The organism is Paraburkholderia ferrariae NBRC 106233, assembly GCF_000685035.1.
Lineage (GTDB): Bacteria > Pseudomonadota > Gammaproteobacteria > Burkholderiales > Burkholderiaceae > Paraburkholderia > Paraburkholderia ferrariae.
Window position 1 is genome coordinate 1 of the sequence record NZ_BAYB01000064.1, and the last position, 18,017, is coordinate 18,017.

23 protein-coding genes are annotated in these 18,017 nt (G+C 61.5%); 5 read left to right on the forward strand and 18 right to left on the reverse strand.

The genetic code is table 11. The features are described from left to right. Nucleotides 1-53 precede the first annotated feature (53 nt). Nucleotides 54-752 (reverse strand): hypothetical protein, encoded by a 699-nt coding sequence (locus BFE01S_RS36015; protein WP_226206304.1) that lies wholly within the window; start codon nucleotides 750-752, stop codon nucleotides 54-56. Next, on the reverse strand, nucleotides 739-1,266 hold the full coding sequence (locus BFE01S_RS36020; RefSeq protein ID WP_007183065.1) for a hypothetical protein: 528 nt from the start codon (nucleotides 1,264-1,266) through the stop codon (nucleotides 739-741). The genes BFE01S_RS36015 and BFE01S_RS36020 overlap by 14 nt, the downstream gene beginning before the upstream one ends. 432 nt (nucleotides 1,267-1,698) lie before the next feature. On the opposite strand from BFE01S_RS36020, the gene BFE01S_RS36025 reads away from it, so the two are divergent. Together BFE01S_RS36025 and BFE01S_RS36030 are read left to right on the forward strand one after the other, a co-directional pair. Further along, a complete protein-coding gene (locus BFE01S_RS36025) occupies nucleotides 1,699-3,933 on the forward strand; it encodes an LPD7 domain-containing protein (protein WP_245621285.1) in 2,235 nt (744 codons plus the stop codon). A 36-nt stretch (nucleotides 3,934-3,969) separates the two neighbouring features. After that, the gene (locus tag BFE01S_RS36030; protein WP_007183067.1) at nucleotides 3,970-4,458 is read left to right on the forward strand and encodes a hypothetical protein; all 489 of its coding nucleotides are present in this window, start codon (nucleotides 3,970-3,972) and stop codon (nucleotides 4,456-4,458) included. Between the two features lie 163 nt (nucleotides 4,459-4,621). On the opposite strand, the gene BFE01S_RS36035 is transcribed toward BFE01S_RS36030, so the two are convergent. From BFE01S_RS36035 to mobA, 7 genes are all read right to left on the reverse strand, one after another. Beyond that, the gene (locus BFE01S_RS36035; RefSeq protein ID WP_245621286.1) at nucleotides 4,622-5,029 is read right to left on the reverse strand and encodes a plasmid fertility inhibition factor family protein; all 408 of its coding nucleotides are present in this window, start codon (nucleotides 5,027-5,029) and stop codon (nucleotides 4,622-4,624) included. A gap of 194 nt (nucleotides 5,030-5,223) precedes the next feature. Beyond that, complete coding sequence (gene icmT, locus BFE01S_RS36040; protein WP_007183069.1) at nucleotides 5,224-5,493, reverse strand: IcmT/TraK family protein; 270 nt, start codon at nucleotides 5,491-5,493, stop codon at nucleotides 5,224-5,226. Further along, complete coding sequence (traJ, locus tag BFE01S_RS36045) at nucleotides 5,490-6,653, reverse strand: plasmid transfer ATPase TraJ (protein ID WP_028229640.1); 1,164 nt, start codon at nucleotides 6,651-6,653, stop codon at nucleotides 5,490-5,492. Before traJ ends, icmT begins: the two co-directional genes overlap by 4 nt. Beyond that, nucleotides 6,650-7,675 carry a type IV secretory system conjugative DNA transfer family protein gene (locus BFE01S_RS36050; RefSeq protein WP_028229641.1) on the reverse strand — a complete coding sequence of 342 codons (1,026 nt, stop codon included), beginning with the start codon at nucleotides 7,673-7,675 and terminating at the stop codon, nucleotides 6,650-6,652. Before BFE01S_RS36050 ends, traJ begins: the two co-directional genes overlap by 4 nt. A 15-nt stretch (nucleotides 7,676-7,690) precedes the next feature. Then, nucleotides 7,691-8,140: a DotD/TraH family lipoprotein gene (locus BFE01S_RS36055; RefSeq protein WP_438822148.1), complete on the reverse strand. Its 450-nt coding sequence runs from the start codon at nucleotides 8,138-8,140 to the stop codon at nucleotides 7,691-7,693. A gap of 73 nt (nucleotides 8,141-8,213) precedes the next feature. Further along, the gene (traI, locus tag BFE01S_RS46360) at nucleotides 8,214-10,430 is read right to left on the reverse strand and encodes a TraI/MobA(P) family conjugative relaxase (RefSeq protein WP_304622459.1); all 2,217 of its coding nucleotides are present in this window, start codon (nucleotides 10,428-10,430) and stop codon (nucleotides 8,214-8,216) included. Between the two features lie 3 nt (nucleotides 10,431-10,433). Next, on the reverse strand, nucleotides 10,434-10,733 hold the full coding sequence (gene mobA / locus BFE01S_RS36075; protein ID WP_007183074.1) for a plasmid mobilization protein MobA: 300 nt from the start codon (nucleotides 10,731-10,733) through the stop codon (nucleotides 10,434-10,436). 249 nt (nucleotides 10,734-10,982) lie between these two features. Between mobA and BFE01S_RS36080 the strand changes: the two genes are divergently transcribed. The 3 genes from BFE01S_RS36080 to BFE01S_RS36090 are packed head-to-tail and all read left to right on the forward strand — an operon-like array spanning nucleotide 10,983 to nucleotide 12,769. Then, nucleotides 10,983-11,417, forward strand: a complete 435-nt coding sequence (locus BFE01S_RS36080; RefSeq protein ID WP_028229645.1) for a hypothetical protein — start codon at nucleotides 10,983-10,985, stop codon at nucleotides 11,415-11,417. A gap of 13 nt (nucleotides 11,418-11,430) precedes the next feature. Next, on the forward strand, nucleotides 11,431-12,111 hold the full coding sequence (locus BFE01S_RS36085) for a nucleotide-binding protein (protein WP_028229646.1): 681 nt from the start codon (nucleotides 11,431-11,433) through the stop codon (nucleotides 12,109-12,111). Beyond that, nucleotides 12,104-12,769 carry a hypothetical protein gene (locus BFE01S_RS36090; RefSeq protein WP_007183077.1) on the forward strand — a complete coding sequence of 222 codons (666 nt, stop codon included), beginning with the start codon at nucleotides 12,104-12,106 and terminating at the stop codon, nucleotides 12,767-12,769. The genes BFE01S_RS36085 and BFE01S_RS36090 overlap by 8 nt, the downstream gene beginning before the upstream one ends. 8 nt (nucleotides 12,770-12,777) lie before the next feature. Here BFE01S_RS36090 and BFE01S_RS41565 read toward each other — a convergent pair whose 3' ends face one another. The 9 genes from BFE01S_RS41565 to BFE01S_RS45280 form a co-directional block, all read right to left on the reverse strand. Then, entirely contained in the window at nucleotides 12,778-13,788 is a 1,011-nt protein-coding gene (locus BFE01S_RS41565; protein ID WP_007183078.1) for a hypothetical protein, read from the reverse strand. Nucleotides 13,789-13,800: 12 nt separating this feature from the next. Then, a complete protein-coding gene (locus BFE01S_RS36100; protein ID WP_028229647.1) occupies nucleotides 13,801-14,112 on the reverse strand; it encodes an H-NS histone family protein in 312 nt (103 codons plus the stop codon). Continuing rightward, nucleotides 14,109-15,101 (reverse strand): DNA-binding protein, encoded by a 993-nt coding sequence (locus BFE01S_RS36105; protein ID WP_007183080.1) that lies wholly within the window; start codon nucleotides 15,099-15,101, stop codon nucleotides 14,109-14,111. Before BFE01S_RS36105 ends, BFE01S_RS36100 begins: the two co-directional genes overlap by 4 nt. 94 nt (nucleotides 15,102-15,195) lie before the next feature. Continuing rightward, complete coding sequence (locus BFE01S_RS36110) at nucleotides 15,196-16,110, reverse strand: DNA cytosine methyltransferase (RefSeq protein WP_028229648.1); 915 nt, start codon at nucleotides 16,108-16,110, stop codon at nucleotides 15,196-15,198. Then, the gene (locus BFE01S_RS36115) at nucleotides 16,107-16,304 is read right to left on the reverse strand and encodes a hypothetical protein (RefSeq protein WP_028229649.1); all 198 of its coding nucleotides are present in this window, start codon (nucleotides 16,302-16,304) and stop codon (nucleotides 16,107-16,109) included. The genes BFE01S_RS36110 and BFE01S_RS36115 overlap by 4 nt, the downstream gene beginning before the upstream one ends. Before the next feature lie 68 nt (nucleotides 16,305-16,372). Continuing rightward, on the reverse strand, nucleotides 16,373-16,645 hold the full coding sequence (locus tag BFE01S_RS41570; protein WP_007183083.1) for a hypothetical protein: 273 nt from the start codon (nucleotides 16,643-16,645) through the stop codon (nucleotides 16,373-16,375). Nucleotides 16,646-17,001: 356 nt separating this feature from the next. Further along, nucleotides 17,002-17,376, reverse strand: coding sequence for a hypothetical protein (locus tag BFE01S_RS46155; RefSeq protein ID WP_169742704.1), 375 nt, complete (start codon nucleotides 17,374-17,376; stop codon nucleotides 17,002-17,004). Nucleotides 17,377-17,431: 55 nt separating this feature from the next. Continuing rightward, complete coding sequence (locus BFE01S_RS36130; RefSeq protein ID WP_007183086.1) at nucleotides 17,432-17,668, reverse strand: hypothetical protein; 237 nt, start codon at nucleotides 17,666-17,668, stop codon at nucleotides 17,432-17,434. A gap of 28 nt (nucleotides 17,669-17,696) precedes the next feature. Continuing rightward, nucleotides 17,697-18,017, reverse strand: a 321-nt coding sequence (locus BFE01S_RS45280) for a hypothetical protein (protein ID WP_322787859.1), incomplete at its 5' end; no start/stop codon positions are given.

The following is an 18,017-nucleotide window of genomic DNA, read 5'->3' on the forward strand; positions in this document are numbered from 1 at the left end:
CTGCCCTGCTCTGCTGAATGCACGTGTGAAAAAGCCGCCCTTCGGCGGCTTCGTTACTTCATACGCGGAGCGCGTGGGCGGTCGGTTGGTGCCGGCGCACTCGCCGGGGCATCCTTTGTGCGCTGATCCGGCGGATCGAGCGTGATCTGGATGTTTGGATTCAATCGACACGTGGCCTTCTGAATCGAGTCCCAATGCCTGAACGGCACGGTGCCGACGTTCAGCGGTTTTTCACTGAGCGCGATCTTCGCCGGGTAGGTCACGACCTTCATGTGTTCCCAGCCCGGCTCGTTGATAACCGATGCGATCAGGTCCGGTCGCTGCATCAGGAGCACATGAGGTTTCGACGGGTCGAGCGTGCTCGTATCGACGCCCTCGTGCTCGAGCTGCCGTTTCAGGATTCCCTGCAGTTCGTCCATCATGCTCCGCGACAGCCGTTGGAACGTGATGAAGTCGTGCTGTGGCAGATCCTCCGGCTTCATCATGAGCGGATTCTGTTTCTGGTCCAGCTTGACCAGCAGATCTATGACGGTGAACTGCAGGCGATTCTTGTCGGCATAGGCACGAGCCGCCATGAATCCTTCCTGCTTGCTTTGGTATCCGTATAAAGCGGAAAAAGCCCCAGGAACGGGGCTTTTCATAGGCAAACCGCAATCCTTCAGCGCGATCACGCGCGGCGCCGCACCTTCGTAAAAGTACACCGTCGATAGTTCAATAATATGCTGTGAGTCGGGCTTCTCACTCGTTGTCACCAGTATCACCTTGTTTAGTCCAGCCCTGAATCAGCACTTTCTCGACGTGCTGTCGGTCGCCAACACTGCTCACTACGTCAGCCATCGTCCGAAGAGTTTTCTTCGGCGTCAGCTTGAGCCGTCGCACTGCTTCGATCCAACGCATCACCGGCCGACCGGGCTTACCGTCATGCAATAGCAAGCGATATACCGACGGCGGCGAACGTCCGATCAGCGTTGCGAACTTGTCGCGATCCTGCGGCGTGTCCTGCAGTCCGAGGAAGTCATAAAACTCCTTGACGTCGGGCGGCAGTTCTACGGGCGCTGATTCAGGGTGTTGCCGATACAAATGAAGGAGCATGGCCACTACCGGATCGGCGATCTGCTTTGCCGAGTTCTCAGCACTGGTCAGCTCCTCCCACTTCGCTTTCTGCAAGCCGAATGCGTCCGCTGCCGCAACTTTCGTCAGACCGTTCTCGATCCTCCAGCGCTCCAAGTCAGTTCCGCAGATTGGCTGAAGCTGTTCATTTTTCATATCCATACTCATTCACGGAATGATAGCAAGGATGCCCCTCCGTGGGCAGTGTTTTCTAGGCACTTCCCAAGGCGGGCTATTTTGAATAATATACACGATACGAAATTCGCGCGGCTAGGGTTCAGCCCCACGATCGGCTCACGGTAACAACTAGGCGTTTAACGGCCTGTATGCGTCGTGACTTGAGGCGAACCCAGCCCTTCACTAACTAGGGAATGCCCTATGAGCGCTGAGTCTGACGCAGTTATGCAGCAATTCCGCCAAGCGGTTTACGAGCGCTTGGTCAGTCCAGGAACGGGTTCTCAAGTGTCGCCCGAGGGCTCGATTGGGCAACGGTCTATTGCGTATCGAGATTGGCTTATCACGGTCCGTAAGACGAAAGAATCGGAGGCCCTCGCACCCGACTTCGTGCGACATTGGGCCGTCGCTGACATGACCGCCTGGCATGCGATGCCAGGCGATCGACACGAGCTTGCGGCCGATGACATCTTTCAAAATATTTCCGCAAACGTTTCATATGCGGAAATTCTTCAGACAATCGATGCAGAAATGGTCGATCGTGTCAAGACACTCTCCGCTGAGAACGATCGAAGGTCCGCCGAGAAGGAAGAACGGAAAGCGCGCGATTACGTGGATAGTCGTGCGGCACTTCTCGCCGAGCAACAGGCAGCGCTGCGCATCGCTGAATCGTTCAAAGATGCTGGGCGTGTCCCCGATGCCGAATGGGCACGACTCGGCCGTGCTGTCGATCGCGTGTATCTCGGCGGCGATCGCGCCGACCTAGGCGCGGCCCTCGAACTCGCGACGACGATGGCGCGCGTCGATACGACGCGGCCCTGCCCTTTTCCCGAAAGCGCAGTCCAACGGGCTTTCGAAGGCGAACGGGCATATCAGGCGTCGCGGGCGTCGGCGAATCACGAGGAAGTGATCGCCGATTTGGCCTTGCGAGCTGGCAATGAAGGCGATCCGGCACCGCGCTATGTTCTCGAACGTCGTCAGGCGGTCGAGCACTATGCGTTCGGTTTGGAGCTGCGCCTCGAGGCCCTTAGAGCAGCGAACGCCGATACGTTTGCGCTGCGAGAGACGCAGGATCTGCTGGCTGTCGCCCACGCGCGAGCGAAGTCGCTCGCGAGCGACAGCCCGGAGACCGCGAGCGCCGAGAAGACCGACGAGGCCATGCAAGCAGCAGCTACCGCACCTGCCGCTGCGCCGGTCGCGGCGTCGCCGTTGCCTGCAGCGGAAGAAGCCGACGGCTTCGCTGGCGAGGCCAAGGACGGCGACGCCGACGACAAACCGTTCGATCCCGAGCTGGCGATCAGCAAGCTGCTCGAAAACGTCACGTACAAAGCTCAGAAGGACGGCAGCGTCCTCTACATGGTGAGTGAGCGCCCGGCGTTCATCGATCACGGTCAACAGATCGTGATGGCCAGCAAGGCGAATGAAGATGAAGAAGCGATCCTTGCCGCGATTCTGCTCGCGAAGGAGAAGTACGGCGGCTCGTTCGAGTTGACGGGTAGCGAGGCGTTTCAGCGGCACGCGATCGAGATCATGCTCAAGCATAAGGTCGACGTGACGTTGAAGAACCCGCAACAGGACGCGCTTCGCCGCGAGCTCGCGAAGGCCGCGGGTGAGGAGCCGAAGCTGCCGGAAGCGCAGGAAGGGGCGGAACCGAAGCCGCTCATCGGCAAGCCGGCTAACGGCGATCAGGAAGCGGGAAACGCGCCCGTGACGGCCTCGCCGTCAGATGCACCGGATGACGCGCCGGCGAGTCGCCTAGCGGCCGATCTGCTCCCCGTGCGCGCGCTCGATTGGTGGTCCGTGCAGCGCGAAGCGATCCAGGTGTGGGCCAAGAGCGATGACGAGCTCAAGACCGACCTCGAGCAACTCGGGCCTCAGCCCTCCCCCGATCTCATTTACTGGTTCGACAAGGCTGGGAAGCCTTGTGATCCGCCGGCGGACGCCGACGGCTATCTCGCGAACATGAAATCTGAACCGGCCGGCTTTGTATCCGGTTCGGAATCCGAATTGCGCGTGCGCGACGCAATGGGCAATGGTGAAGTTAGCGCGAAATCGTCTAACAGTGAGGTAACTGCTATGAGTGACAATCAGGCATCAAAAGAGAACGAGCCGAAATTGATCTTGCGCGGTGTGCGCAAGCTCGACAATGGCGAGTTCGACACGACGGCGCTGCTGTTCAAGGGCAACGGCGACTATCTGCAGGGCTTCATCAAGGTCGGCGACGAGAAGCACCAGGTGATCGCGCACATGAACGAGCGCAAGAACCCTGATCCCGAGACCGGCGAGATCAAGCCGAACTTCCTGAAGCTCGTCGAGCCGCATGGCAATGGCGACGACACGAACTGGAAGGAACTCGGGTTCGGTAACGCCGTGAACCGTCGCTCGGACGGGAAACCCGTATACTTCGACGAAGTGTTGTTCAGCGTCGGGAACGAAGTCATCAAAGCGCGGATCACGAAGAACGTCGACGACGAGCTGCACCGGAAGCTGGGCTTTCAGGAGGCGCGTCAAGCGCGTCCGAAAGACGACAGCAAGAGCAGCGCGGCTCCGGGAGAAGCGAGCCCAAAACCGACGGCGCCGGCAGCCAAAGCAAAGGAGGACGCGGCCGGCGCTCCAAAAGCACGCCGTAGTTCGCGCGCTAAGGCTTGACGCCGTGCCGCCTGTTAATCCATCGAGGGAATCGCCATGAAAATCTATGTACGCGCGTTATTCGTGCTGTTGCTGTGCTCTGCTGTCAGCGTACAGGCAGCGACCTGCCGAAGCGGCAGCGCTGCTGCGCAAGGCAGTCAGAGCGGTTACGATCGGGATAAACAGGCTGCGCAGCAGACTGCCCAAAGCGAACGGTCCTCCTCGGACATTCTTGGAAAATGCGTGGGCGGTATCACTTCGGTGCTTACCGCCCCGCAATTCCCGTCCCTCTCTGACATCTTCGACCAGATCAAGAATAAGGTCTGCCAGATCGCAAGTGATCAGGTCAACGGCGTCGTCGGTGACGTCAATGGCCAGATCAACGGCGTGATGAACGGCATCAACGGCCAGGTCAGCAGTGCTGTGAATGGCACGGGCGCTGGCCAGATCGTTGGCAGCGTGCCGCAGATCAGTGGCCCGTCGTTGCAGCAGACCAGTGCAGGGTCGTCGCAATCGTCGGCCTTCTGGAGCAATATCTGGAAATGACGATCCAATCGAGATCCTTCCAAAAGGCCACTTCGGTGGCCTTTTATTTTGCCCGGCGCCAGCGCGCGAGCGACCTCTGCCGGGCAAAAAAAACCGGCCACAAGGGCCGGCGAGAAGTCCTCTAGCGTTATCCGAGGGCCGTGCTAGAGGCTGAGAGAAAACATCATGGCCGCGGCGCGCGGCTGGGCGACCGGTTCGGCGCGTTTCGCAGGTCGGCGGGTGCGAACAAATCCGCGTAGCAGATCGGCCCTTGGGTCGCTCCGGCCGTGCGATGCAGCAGCTCGGCCGACTCGCGCCCGTGGACCTGCACCGGAAACGAGGGAGCGCCATTGGAGATGAGCCAGAAGCTCCGCGTGATTCCGTTGGTGAAGCCGATGTGCGTGCGGCCGCGCTCGTCGTTCCATGCGCCGACGTCGGCGAGCGGTACCGGATTGGAACTGCCTTGCGCGAATCCGTCGACCGCATACGCATACTTGTAGTCGCGCGGCATCTGCGAGCGCAAAACGCACTGCTCGTCGCTGCGCAACCATGCGAGGTAGAAGGCGTCGGCGTCGACATGCACCGCGAACATCTCGTTTCCGATGTGGCCAGCGGATGCCGACATGTAACGATCGGCCTGACCTGGTACAGGGATGCGCCATACGGCGCGATCGTGGCCGAGCTGGTGAATGTTGCACGCCTTCGCGCGTGGCGAGGCTGCGACTTGGCGCTCGAGGTTGCGAATCTCGCTCGCACGCGCAATGGAAATGCGGATTCGCTCGAGCATCACTCGTGATCCTGGAAGCGGTTGCGATACCACCACGGACGGGCGTAGATGCGCGAACCGCGCAGCAGGTGCAGGAACTTCTGCCATAGGACCTTGAACGTGAGGCCGAACTTCGCCAGCACGGCGAAGAACACGATCACGCCCACGGCGGTCCAGAAGGTCCACCAACGCATGTGGAACAGCCAAACGAAGATGGGCATGTACGCGATGCAGGGAATGCCGAGCAGCGTCGGTGTCTGCGAAGCGTGGCGCCAGATGGAGATGCTCATGCTGCCTCCTGCGAACGGATACGGAATGCTTTATGGCCGGCCAGTTCGATGAATTCGCTCTTGTCGATACGGCCAGCCTCGTAGAGAGCCCAAGCCTTATCGTCCAGCGTCGCCTTTTCGGACTCCAGACGTGCGCGGATTATCGGTGCCCATTGGTCGTAAGGCTGCATTTGCAACTCGTTCTTGAAGTCGCGATCGAATATCACGAACTCACGAACGGCAACGCGCTTACCGTCAGTTGTCTTGAGCAGGCGCTGCACGACAATGACACGCAGGCAGCCGAGCAGACGCGAAGCGACGGCCGACTGCTGTTGCGGTGGATAGACCTGAATCGCGCGGTTGATCGTCTCGGCGCACGACTCGGTGTGCATGGTGCCGTAGGTCAAGTGACCGGTCAGACCAGCCTCGATCGCAGCGTCGATCGTCTCAAGGTCGCGCATTTCGCCGATGCCGATGATGCTCGGCTTGCGGCGCATGGCATTGCGCAGGCCAGTGGCGAAACTCTCAATGTCGCGACCAACTTGAGCTTGGTGCGGCTGCGGGCCTTTCCAGTGCGCACCGCCGAGCACGAATTCGATCGGGTCTTCGTAGGTGATGACCTTGCGGTCCGGCATGTAGATGCCGGCATAGCCGTAGACACCGGATTGAAGTGTGGTCTTGCCCGAGCCGGTCGGGCCGCAGACGAGAACGAGGCCCATGCCGGGATAGAACGCCTCAAACAGCTCCTGCTCGATGCCCATCTTGGTAATGTCGGGCAAGTCGAACGGGATCAGGCGCATGGTGATCGCGTAGGCCATGTCGAACCGTGCCACGCGACCCTGGATGAAGTTGCAGCGGAAACGAAGGAACTTGCCGCGCTCGATGCCAAGCTCTTCCCCGGCGAGCTCCAATGAGCGGTCCGCGCCGTGACCGCCACGCACATTGTTCTCGACCTCGGCCTGCCACACTGAACTGAGCAGGCTGGATAGATGGCCCTGCTTGATCGTGTGGGTGCTCGCCTGCCGCTGACGACCGTGAATTTCGACCCATGCGTAATCGCCGCCCTGCACGAGAATGTCCGAGACGCCATAATCCGAGCAATATTTCAAGAAGTGCTTGAAAGTATGCGCGGTCACGTCGCCCCGAAAATCGTAGGGCTCGAACTGGATGAGTTCACTCATTTCTCGTCGTCGCCAAGCGGTCGGCCTTCGATCTGCGTTGCCGGTGGTTTGGCAGCAGGCGCAGTGCCCGACTGCGGAACTGGTGCGACCTTCGGCGCGGGCTGTTCGCCGCGATTGACGGTTGGGCTCCACTTGTTCGGGTTCGTTTCGAACGTTGCCTTGCTCGTCACGCGGCGCAGGGTATCGCCGAGCATGAGTTGCCGGCCGTCACCAGTGACCGTCTGACGGGATTCAGCGACGCGCGTAGTGGAGATCATGCCCTCCTGCACGAGCGTCGAGTACCGCACCATGCCGGTGTAGTCACGCGTGAGCCGGTTGAAATTGGCGGCAAGGATCGCATCCGCCTGCTGTTCACCTGCGCTCCACCCGTTCTTGACTGCATCGCGCCAAACAGCCTCTTCGTTGCCGTTCTGCGGCCGAGTATCGAAGGTCGGAAGATCGACACCGCCCTTCATCGGGAGCCCGACAAACAGGTAGTCTCGCCACGTCGGCGGAACGCTGACGAAGCGCTCTTCCTTCTCGATCTTGTAGACGCGATTCGCGGTGCGAATCTGGTCGGGCGAGAACGACGACAGTTCGCGGGCCTCGACGATAACCGGAGGAATGGTGCCGTTGCGGTTGATGAGCGGCGAGAACTGGAAGATGGTATCGAGGTTCTCGGCGCGTGCGTTGAGCGCGTCGCGAAGTACGCGCGCACGTGCGGCCATGCCGCCGCGGAAGCCTACCGTCTTGCCGGCTTCGGTGAGCATCTGCATGCGCAGATCCGTGAGGCCGGTGGTCGCCTTCGACGGCGGATTCAGGAGCGAATCAAGCGTGACCGGCTGATCTTCAGATGCCGGCGTCGACGCCTGAGCTTCGGGTGCCGGCGCAGCCGGCGCCTGAGCGACCGGGGCCGATGCCGAGGACGCTGTTGCCGGCGTTTGCGCCTGCTGGGCCGATGCGGCGGCCGGGGCTTGGGTCTCGGCAGCATGTGCCATGCTGGCCACGAGGAGCGGGATCGCCGCGACGACAAAGCGCTTCATGATCGTCTCCCCGTATCAGGACTGCGGACGGTTGTATTGCAGTACCAGCTTATCCGGGTACTGCGTGACATCGGCGCGGTAGCCGATTTGCGCCCGGACCATCTGCATCACGGCGTCGTAAGACGCGTCCTTGACGTCGATGTTGACCGGCAGCGGCATGCGCAAGCCCATGAACGAGAACGCGAGTCCGCGATCATGCGCGAGCTTGTTCAGGAGCTGCAGGGCGTCGCCCTGCCACGAGAGTGTGACGCGGTGCTGATCGTCGACGATCGACACTGGCAACTTCGTGGTCGCCTGATTCAGCGCACCGGCCTGATACAGGTCGGCCTGCGCAGATTGGATCTTCTGCGAGGCGTCGAGGATCTGGCGATCGATTTCGGTTTGAGCGTTGTCGGTCTTCGGCTGGGTCGCGCAGCCAGTGAGCGCGAGGCCGATCAGCAAACCGGCAAGGGTGTAACGCGGCATAGCCATAGGTGGCCCTCCTTTTAAATTTCGTATTAAGGTTACTATACAAAACCGAAGAGGGCAATGAAAGGGGCTATTTCCGGCGTTGTTGCCTAGTCTTTGCGTCGCGGCTTGCCCGCGCCAACTCGGCGGCTCTGGAGCGACGCAGCGCGTCTTGAGCCGCATCCTTGAGGCGGGCGTCGATTTTGTATTCGAGCATGATGTCGATTGCCCGGCGCTTGAATTCCTCACTGCCGGTGAGTTCGAACGTGCCGCCATACTTCTCGGCGGCCAGGTGCAGAGCTGCGGCGATCGCGGAGTTGTCTGCCGCGCCCTTCGCCAACACGTCGATGCGTCTGCCAAGGTCGATGAAGGCGTCGCGGCCGTCGTCGACACGGTACACGACCGTTCCGTCCCGACGAACGCGGAAATAGATCCCTTCCGCGATGTCACGCGCTGTAGGATCAGCGTCGTCCGGATGAACGATGCCGTCCGCTCCGTCGTTGGCGAGCGCCCGCTCGAGCTCCTTCGCACGCCGTTTCTCGCTATAGGTGAAGCCACGCAGTTGGCTGATAGCTGCTGCGTCGCCAGTGGCCGCCTGACGCTCGACCCATTCACGATATGGCTGGCGTCGGTTTGACTGATCGTCGCGCAATGCCTTGCGCTCGTTGCGGATCTCCCGCTGAAGCCGATCGCGTGCGCGCAGCGTCTCGAAAGCGATCACGCTGTACAGGGCCTTGCGGGCGGCTGGATCGGTCACTGTTTGACGTACCTCGAGGCGACGCTGACGCGCGTCGGCCCGAATCGCCGCGAACCGGGCCCGGACGTCGGTCGGGTCAAGCCGGCGATAGACGAAGCCGCTTTTGTACTCGTCGTACCGCGCGCGCAGCTCGCGCCGAGCCTCTGCGCGCTCCTGCCGGCGCTCTTCGCGAACCTTGGGATCGCGTTTCAGTGGTCGATGCTTGTCGTAGGTCAGAACGGAGTCGGTTGTTGACTCGGACGGCTCGAACGGGCCGAGGCGCTTGACTAGCCTGGCTCTGCCAAGCGCCTCGTGCATGTCACTGGCCTTGATCGGCGTGGTGTCGCCTGAGTTCAGATCAAAGATCGCGAAGCCCTGCCCCTTCTCGCGCAGTTCGAGACCATATTTCGCGAGAAGGTTGTGCAGTTGCCGCCAAGTGAGCTGGTCGTTCTTCAGCGCAGCCAGCAGCGCCTTGCGCGGTTCGCCGCGCGCGTAGGTGAACAGGCTTTCCTGATCGGCATGCCGCTCCATGTCGGCCGCCGGCGTCGGTCGCTTGCCCTTCGTGCTGGGATCTTTGCTCGCCCAATCGATGACGACTTGGCCGTTACGCTCGAACACGGCGTATGGTCCTTTGTCGTGCTGCCACCCGTTCTGGAGTTCGAGCTCGCGCATCGCGCGATCGAGCTTGAAATAGTCCCGCTCCGGATAGACCGCCGCGAACGTATCGGGATTGACGCGATTCACGGCAATGTGCAGGTGTGCGTTGTCGGTATCGCGATGCACGGCGAATACGTACTGATGATCGGCCATGCCGACAGCCGCGAGCGCGTACCTGCCAGAGTCGAAAGCCTGCTCGTCCGTCGGCGATTCCGACGACGGCCACGACAGCACGATGTGATACACCGGGTCCTTGACCCGCGGATTCTGTGCCGCGACGGCATTCATTTCGCCGGCAGCGGTCGCCAGCGACAGGCAGTTATGTTCGCATGCGACGCCGTTGGGCGTTACGACTCGCTCGGGCTCGCCGAGGAGTCGCCCGAGGTCGGCGACAACATCTGATGCATCTCGTCCATGCCTTCGTTGAGCGGACTCAGCATTAAACGCAAGGTTGGCTCGACGGGCTCGGGCTCGCTCTTGAAAGTCTCGATCAGCTTGCGGAGCCTGTCGGAGATAGCTTGCTGCTGCTCGTAGATGGTTTCGAGCACGGGCAAGGCTTCGTTGATGTTGATCGCCATCTACGCCTCCTCGTCCACGAGCTGCGTCTTCAACTCGCTCGTCAGATCGACCATGTTCTGCCCCATAGGCAGCAACAGCCCTTCGAGCACTTTCAAGACGGACTCGGACGGCATCTGCATCAATAGAATCAGTTCGTCGAGCAGCGCGCAGATGGTCTTCTGCTCCTGCGAGATGTTCTCGAGCACGCTCAAGAATTTGGTGGTGTCTTCTTCGGTCGCTTGGATCGAGCTGGTCACTTAGTTTCTCCTGGTCGTCGTCGCGGTTGGTGATGTACTCCACCAGGTCGCCGAAGTCGGACCTGCCGTCTTGGCGTCGCTCGGGGATTTTCGCCAACATCGGTCAGTCACCGATCCGTGCGATGGCTGCGCGAATTTCAACGAGGACTGCAGCAAACTCTTTGGACAGCACGCCGCCGCCCTCGGTGAACAGATGTTTTTGCAGTCCGCCGAGGCGGCGCAATTCGTTGATGATGTGCGCCTCCATCTTGCTGCGTGTGCGGCGGCCAAGGCCGCACGCGCGCAAGTATTCCGGCACGGTGACGCCGGAATCGGTGGCCTTCTCGCGAAGAATGGCCAACTGTTCGGGCGTCACCCTCACCATTACGTGCTTCGTTTTCTGTCGTTCCTCACTGCCACTCACACTGGACTCTCATGCTGTTGGGGTCTCGGGGCTTCGCCCTGAGCAGGGACGGTAGGCTGCGCAGAGGGAGTGAAACGACTGGTGCGCTGCCGGTTGCTATGTCGCCATTTATGGCGGTATAGCAAACCCTACCCTGTCCCCGAACTACCGTTATCGGTTCACGAAGTTTAGCGGTAAGAATTTGACTCATCAAGCTGAAAGACTAGAATCGAGTCCTGCGGACCTCTTTTTTTGTACTATAGGTATGATATGAAATACACTGTTGGCCAGATCAAGCTGATGCTTGATGAACTGGATAAAGAGTTCCCGGAGATCGACGAGAACGAACGGGCAGCAGACAGAGCCCAGACGATCAAGCTGATGGCTGGGGTGGTGAACGATTGGCTGGCTCGTGGCTATAGCTATGCTCAGATTGCCGAGAAACTTCGTATGAAGGGATTTATACGGATTTCAGAGAAGGCGTTACGACATGCTGCTACGCAGCCGAAGCGACGGCGAAAAGCGGAAACGCCGAAGCCTTCTGAGGAGGGAGAAGCGAGGAAAAAAATCAGCATCATCGAAGGCGAATCGCGCGCCAAGGCCGCTAAACCGACGGCACCGATCGTGCCGGCTAAAGCGGAGGCTCAAGAGCCTTCTCAACGAAGCGGCGGCTTCACACCGCGCGCTGATTCAGACGACATCTGAGAGGTAAGAAGGAATGAAACCGATCTATTTTGTGGGTGGCAGTAAGGGCGGTGTCGGCAAATCGGCTGTGTCGATCGGCGTGATCGACACCTTGCAGGACCGTTCAGAGAAGATTCTGTTGATCGAATCGGACACGTCGAATCCTGACGTGTGGAAGATGTACAAAGATGAGATCAAAGCTGAGCTTATTAACCTCGATGAGGCGAACGGCTGGATCGATCTGGTGAACATTTGTCACGAGCATTCGGATGCGGTCGTTGTGGTCAATACAGCGGCAAGGAACAACAAGGGCGTGGCGGCATATGGTGAGACACTGAACAGCACGCTCGGCGAGCTGGGTCGTAAGCTGGTGACGCTGTGGGTTATCAACCGTCAGCGCGACAGTCTGGAGCTGCTCAAGGAGTACATGGAATCGCTGCCGGGATCTGCGATTCATGTCGTGCGCAACACGTATTTCGGCGACGAGCGGAAGTTCGAGCTGTACAACACCTCAAAGACGCGTAAAGCCGTGGAAGACGGCGGCGGTAAGTCGGTCAACTTGCCGGATCTTGCTGATCGTGTAAGCGACGATCTGTACAGCAAGCGGCTGTCGATCACGGCGGCGATGAAAGAGCTGCCGATCGGCAACCGCGCGGAACTGACCAGGTGGCGCAACGAAGTGCGTAAATCGCTCGGGGAAGTGCTCGATGCTTGACGTTGAGGCGAGCTTCGAGAAGCTGCTGGGGCGGCAGCCTTCCGAGAAGGAGATTCAAAGCCTGTATCGCGTGAAGAACGCGCTCAACATTCGCGATAACGATGCGCTTTGGCTCGTGTTGATGGCGCTGGAGTCCTACGACACGCTATATCGGAAGTATCCGGGGATGATCTCCGATCAGGTCGGCAAGATCCTCGACGAACAGCGGGCGACAATGGCGGCGATCGCTGATGCGGAGACGAAGAAGGCGCTCGGAACGCTCGCCGACGCGGTAAGCAAGACGAGCGAGCGGGTTGCTGTGCGCCTCGTCGACGCGTCGCGGTGGCTGTCGTGGGGATGGGCATGGTTCGCCTTCGCGGCATTCGGGTCGCTGTGCGTGTTCGTGGGCTTCGTGCTGGGCAGTGGACGCCTTCCCTATTGGGCAGGTCCTGCGCCGGGCGACGGTCCGTTGGTAGCGATCTTGGGGGCGTTGGCGCGCACGCCGGCGGGGTGGCTCGCCGCGGCCGGTGGCGCAGCGGCGGCGATCGGCGCTGCGTGGCGCGCGAGAGACGACCTGAAGGCCGGGAGGCGGCTCGGGCTGCTTGCCGCCTGCCTCGGCTTGCTTGCCGCGTCAGCGGCCTTTCTGTGGCCTGTAGTGGCGGTTTGGAAGGTGCTCTAAGGTTTGGCTCAGGGTTTCAGCGGACGGACGGCATAGTCCTTGACGACGACGCCGCGCGCAGAGCCTGCATTGACGAGCGTATCCGACACCCATACGGTTTTGTGTTCGAGCCGGCGAATGTGCCCACGCCGGATGTGCGCCTTCGGGCTGGCGTGCTGCCCTCCCTTGCCGCGACCATCGGCGGCATTGCTCGGCCGCACGGCCAGCACCCGATAGTCGAAAAACGGCACCTTGCCGTTTTGCTCCCGCTTTTTGTTCAGCTTCGCCGGGGCTTCCAGTGTCGGCGCTTCGATGTTCGCGCAGTTGACGACACATCCGGTCTGGATCAGGGCCTGGATCTCGTCGCGAGCGTTGGCCAAGGTCTCAGAGTGGACGGCCCGGAGCGAACCGAGTTGCTGAACGTCGAATTCGTACCGCTCGGGCAGGATGACAAAGGGCGAGACCTGAAACTGACGCATCTTGCGAGCGGACAGCCCGGCCTCGCGTAGGGGCTCGTTGAGCAAGCGGGTACGCTCGTCGGCCTGTTCGGGCACGTAGGCGCTGAGTTCGTTGGAATGCGGCACAAAGGCACCGCCTGGCGCGAGTTGCCATTGATCGGCGTCGGTCCAGTAGATCGGAATGACGCACACCCCGCCGTCCGGTTCGCTCAGCAAGTGCTCAGTACCGGGCAGAAGCGCCGCGACATCCTCGTCGAGCTCGACGCACAAGGCGATGCGCTTCGGGCAGCGCAGGATACCCTTGTCGCCGCCTTCGCCGTCGGGCAACACCCACGGCGCTTCCAGCGCGGCGACGGGATGCGGTAGCCGCATGCTGTCAATGTGAACCTGCCGGAGCTCGCTGACGTCGATGAGATCGGCGCAGTTGGGCAGCAGGTACTTGACGCCGATACGCAGGAGGTGCGCGACGGCCTCGTAGCCTGCGCGCATGCCCGGCATGTCGCGGCGGATAGTCGGGATCAGCCGCTCGAATTGCTCGAGCGCGTGTGTGCTGTAGTTGAGGCGCTGAACGTCTTCAGACATGGCGGTACAAGGTCAGTCGATTAGAAATCGGGTGCGGTCTTGCCCGCGAATCCATCGCGGCACGTTTCCACGGCCGCACCACTCTTGCCCTGTGGCCGGGTCGCGATAGCGAGCGGGCAACGCGTTCACTTGGTAGGCGCCGCGACGGCCGTTTCTGCCGACGAGATCCTTGTGCTTGATGCCGTAAGTGTCCATCAGGCCGTGGATGGTCTCGATCGCGTGGACACGCTCGCGCGCCCGTGCCTGCTCGATCCGCTTGTCGAGCTCCGCAAGTTCGGAGAGAAGCTGCTGGTAGATGGTAAGTCGCGCGGGCGGATTCGTCATGCCTTCGGCGTCCGCTTCGTGGGCGACAGATCCTTGATGATCGTGCGCAGGTCGACCACTTGAGCCTTGGCGGCATCGAGTTCGCCCGACGTGCGCGCGAGCTGCTCACCGGCCGCTCTCGCCTCCTTACGCGCCTGTGCCGCCTCTGCCTCGCGTTGCTGAACCTTCTCCAGCGCACGGTGGATCTCGTCGGCGGTACGTTTGCGCACATCGGCCAACTGCTCGGACAGCTTGTCGCGCTCGGCCTCGGCCTTCGTAGCCGCCCGCTGCGAGTTAGCGAGTTCCTGCGCCAGCTCCTTGTCGCGGCGGCGCAACTCATCGATCTCACGCCGCGCGGCTTCCTTCTCCGCACCGTGCTTCGCCTCGGCTTTCGATGCCTTCTCGCGCTCGTCGGCGAGCTCGCGTCGCGAGGCAGTCAGCTCGGCGCGAACGCCGTCGACGTCGGTTCGCGCCCGCTCGAGGTCTTTCTCAAGACGGTCGACGAGCGCCGCCTTTTCGCGAGTCTCGGTGGCGGCCACGTGCGCCTCCTGCTGGGCCGTGCGCAGTTGCTCGCCCAAGGCGGACCGCTCCTCCTCGAGCTGCGCGGCCCTACCCTGCAGGCGGGTGAACTCCTCGACCGTGCGTTCGTGCTCGGCCGCAAGGGCTTCGTACGCATCCGACTGCTCGGCCGACAGGCGCGCCAAGTCGCTCTTTTCGGCCTCGAACGCGGCCCGCGCCGATTCTAGGGCATCGTTGGCCAGCCGCTGCGCGACTTCCCATATGTGGTTACCGAACCCCGTCATCGCGTCATGCAACTCGGCGGGAAGCGGCTCACGCACGCTCTGCACGAGCATCCGCTGCTTCTGCCGCCACTCCTTCAATGCCTCGACCACATAGTTCATGCCGGCGCGCGCGCGCTGACGCACTGCGTCGACGTTCGGAAACTCGCCGTTTTCGGCGTACAGATCGTCGGCGGCAGCGAAAATGCGGTCTTTCAGTTCCTGGTTCATACGTGCCTCACGGGGTCCGCGTCGGTCTAGTGGTAGGAATAATAATAACACGACTATTATTACTACTCAATGAACGAAAAATGTGTACATGAATTCATGCGGCTCGGCGAAGCGCGCGCAGAAGGTCGGCGGCGGCCGGAGGCATGACGGCGTTGCCCAGCAGGTGCATGGCGCTGCGCCGGTTCAACGGCAAGGCGAACGTCGGCCGAAATCCGCACGCGCGTTTCGCTTCCCTCGGGTGGAGCATCCGCATACGGTCGCCGTCGATGATGGCCCAGCGGTCTACCGTGGTTATCGTGCCGATCGGGCGGTCGATTGAGCGGCCGGTAAGGCCGGAACCGTTGCCGTAGTACGGCGCGACGAAGCGGTCGCCGAAGGCGCGGCGTCCGGCTGCGATCCGGGCCAGTGTGTTAGCGCTGCGCCCCGGCTTGTCGATCCTGCTCCAGCCCGGCGCATCCCACTCGATGACGTCGCGAATGGGCTTGTGGTCCCGCAGGGAAAGGTCGAGGCCGATCGGTGCGGCCGACCTGGTGCAGACCAGGAACAGCCTTTTGCGGTGCTGCGGAACGCCGTGGTCCGCCGCATCGATGATGTACGGCGCGATCGCGTAGCCGAGCAGGCGCATCGCATCACGCCACGCTGGATAGAGCGCCCAGCGCTCAAAGGCGGGAACGTTTTCCACGACAATGAAGGGTGAGCGGTGATATTCGGCGCAAGCGACGACGGCCCATGCCGTCGACCGCAGTGCATCGTGATGCGGCTTTTCCTTCCCTCGAGCTGGGCTGTGCCCCTGACAGGCGGGAGCTGCGAGCATCAGGTCGTGCGTCGGCACCGTGCGCCAGTCCGCCTGCTGCAGATCCTGACAGGCGTGCTCGGTTTCGGGATGGTTACGTGCGTGATATTCGCACGCCAGCGGCCAATGATTGCCGGCCCATACGACACTGCAACCGGCCATGATCGCGCCCTCAGTGAAACCGCCGGCGCCGGAGAACAGGTCGATCGCTCTCATTGTGCCGCGCCCTCTTCCACAATCGTCAGCGACAAGCCCTCGATCAGCAACGCGTTGTCGCGAACGAGCGTGCGCTTGCCGAGATACTGATGACGGATGCTCTCCCAGCCGGGAATGTCGGTGCGCTCAGTCGTCCAGACGCCTCGGAAATCGGCGTGAACGCGGTCATACTCGGCTCGTGTGATCGTAACCATGAATGCTCCTAGACGGATGTGGAAGATCCCGCTGGAAGCCGGTAGCCGCCGACTCCCAGCGAGCAATGTCAGGCGTCGCCGTCGGCTCCGCAGTGGCAGCAATAGCACCGACCCTCGCCGAAATAGCTGTCGTCGTCGCCGCCGTAGGCCGACCCGCTGTAACTCCACTTGTGGCCGCGCTCCGTGGCGCACTCGAACTGCTCTAGCGTGAGCCCTTCATCGTCGTGGATATAGCGCTTGATCGTCAGTGCGCGAATCGTCGGATACTCGCGGCGCAACTGCTGGTATTCCGCGGCCACTTCTCCGAATGCGATCGCTTGCGCGAGGGTTCGTACTTGCATCGTCGCTCTCCTTCCGGTTGGCCCTACAGCATGGACCTAGTATAGCTTACATACGTACATACGTAAATACGTAATTGCGTAAATATTTGGATGGGTGTTGAGGCATGTCAGACGGTCAAGGGGACGCCCGGAAGCCGCAGCGGAGCGCAGAGCTGGCCGCAGGCCAGGTCGAGCACCGAACGGGTGAGGACGGCAGCGCAGCGGCCCTTGACGGGCTGGCGTGCCGGGATAGACGCTCCAGTCGAGGGTGTGGGGGTGGTTTCATCTCCCCCGCACCCTTGACGACAGAGGGCGACTCGCTCCTTCCCGCAGGGCGGGAAGGCGGGGGATGGGTGGGTGCGGCCGCCGGCGGCGGCTTAGGCGTCTTCGGCCGCGTCACGTGCCAGTTGCGTCGCGTCGACTAGGTTCAGGCCGAGTTCGTCGCGGAAGTACAGCGCAACCTGATGGATTGCGCCATTGTGGTTGTACTCGGCGCGGCGAAACTCAAGGTACTTGTCCGTTGCGCGGCGCAAGGTATTGAGGTCAAAATTCGGGTTCGCCTTACCCTGACACGCGTCTGCGAGGGCTCGCGCCTCAGCGGCCCACGGCGTTGCCCCCTCTTCCCCCGCCGCGTTGCGCAAGAAATGAGCTGCGTCTTGCCAGTCGCCGGCCGCAATGGCTTTCCATGCGAGCTGACAACGCTTCACTTGTGCGTCAGGCGCGTCGAGCAGCAGTTCGTAAGCCGTTTTCATATCGCCCCTCTCCATATTGTCTGAGCCACCTGCCAACCGTAGCGGGAGCGGTTAGTCAGTTGAACCGCCCGCCCTTGGCCACGGCTTCGGCCTTCAGTTTGGCGATGCGAGCTTCGGCTTCGGCCAGGTCGGGGCCGGCAAGGTCCTCGTCGAGAATCGAGTTCTCGATCATGGTCCATGCGTCGCACTGCGGGCACAATTGCTGATTCGTTCCCGCGATATCGCGCGTAAGTCGGCCGCACGAACGGCAATTGAACGTTGTGCTGTTCTTGCGAAAGTGGCGTTCAGCCATGTCTTCCTCCTGTAGCAGTAGTCGTTGATCAGGCGACATAGAGGAACGACAGCAGCGCGTCGAACCAAGGCGTCCCGTCCAGTTTGTCGTCGGTGCTGAACTCGACACCCTTGTCGCCAAGCGGGCGTGTACGCTTGGGCAGCTCGTATTCGCCGAATGCGCGACCACTCACCGTGTTGTAGAGGGCGGTCACGTAGACGCCGCCGTGCTCGAAGCCAAAGCGGATGTGATCGCTTCCCTCTTCGAGGTACTTGCGCGACTGACACGGAAAGCCCTCGCGATCGCAGGCGGCAATGAGTTCCTCGCCGGTAATGTGGCGCTTGAACTTCCTGATCTCGGTTTGCATGTG